This window comes from Curtobacterium sp. B8, assembly GCF_000333315.1.
Taxonomy (GTDB): Bacteria; Actinomycetota; Actinomycetes; order Actinomycetales; family Microbacteriaceae; genus Curtobacterium; species Curtobacterium luteum.
The window spans coordinates 1-919 of record NZ_BACW01000264.1 but is presented as its reverse complement, the minus strand read 5'-3'; the positions used below and the strand labels follow the sequence as shown (position 1 = coordinate 919).

At 68.0% G+C, this 919-nt stretch carries 2 protein-coding genes; one reads left to right on the top strand and one right to left on the bottom strand.

What is annotated here, in order from left to right; all coding sequences use genetic code 11:
• The coding region (locus tag I59_RS06400) for a LuxR C-terminal-related transcriptional regulator (protein WP_022903154.1) at positions 1-111 on the top strand (111 nt) is incomplete at its 5' end.
• An 85-nt stretch (positions 112-196) separates the two neighbouring features.
• Here the strand turns inward: I59_RS06400 and I59_RS06395 are convergent.
• Positions 197-757 carry a hypothetical protein gene (locus I59_RS06395; protein ID WP_022903153.1) on the bottom strand — a complete coding sequence of 187 codons (561 nt, stop codon included), beginning with the start codon at positions 755-757 and terminating at the stop codon, positions 197-199.
• Positions 758-919 lie beyond the last annotated feature (162 nt).

Here is a 919-nt window from a genome sequence, read left to right as displayed (position 1 = left end):
GCGGCGGAGCTCTTCCTGACCGTGCCGACCGTGAAGTCCTACGTGAACCAGGTGTTCGCGAAGCTCGGGGTCCGCAGCCGTGCGGAGGCCGTGGCGCTCGTCCTCCGCTGACCCGCGCCACCCCGCCCGCACGCGGCTCCCGCGTCAGCGACGTTGACCGCGCGCTCGTGGACCGCCCAGGCGGCGCCAAGGGACGTCACGTACCGTTCACGCAGTCGTCACCCGGACCGTGTCGATGCAGGCGGCCCCACACCGCCCGCGTCCAGTAGTCGAGCGCGATAAACGACTTCAGGAGCACGGCCATCAGGAAGGACGGCAGCGAGTAGAGGAAGAAGCTGACCAGGGTGATCGAGTAGTCGAAGCCCGAGTAGACGCGCAGCGCGGTCACGACGCCGAGACCGATGCCGAAGATGATGGCGAGGACGAACGAGAACGTCACCAGCTGGATGGTCGACCCGACGGCCTGCGGGAGCAGCTGGGCGACCGGCTGGTTCTGGAACGTCACGCCGAGGTCGCACTGACCGATGACGCACTTGCCGACGCCGCTGATCCACAGACCCCAGCGGAGCGGCGGGATCAGGTCGAGGTGCTGCGCTGCGACTCGTGCGGCGATGAGCTGCTCACGGTTCGGCGAGTTGCTCTGTTGGAGGTCCTGCAGGGGGTTCCCCGCGATCGCCGCCAGGTTGTACATGATGAACGACGCGGCGATGAGGATGAGGACCGAGACGAGGATCCGTCTCGCGATGAAACTCACCATGGGCGATGGGTGCCTCTCCGGTGTGGTGGTTCGTGCTGCTGGTCGTCCGATCGGGCGGCCCGAGCAGCAAGGGTACTGGGTCCCGCGGGCAGGGTCGTCTTCGACCATGCTCAGCGGCGTGGGGCCGGGTCTCGGGCGTGGGGGTGTACGCCGGTCGGTGTC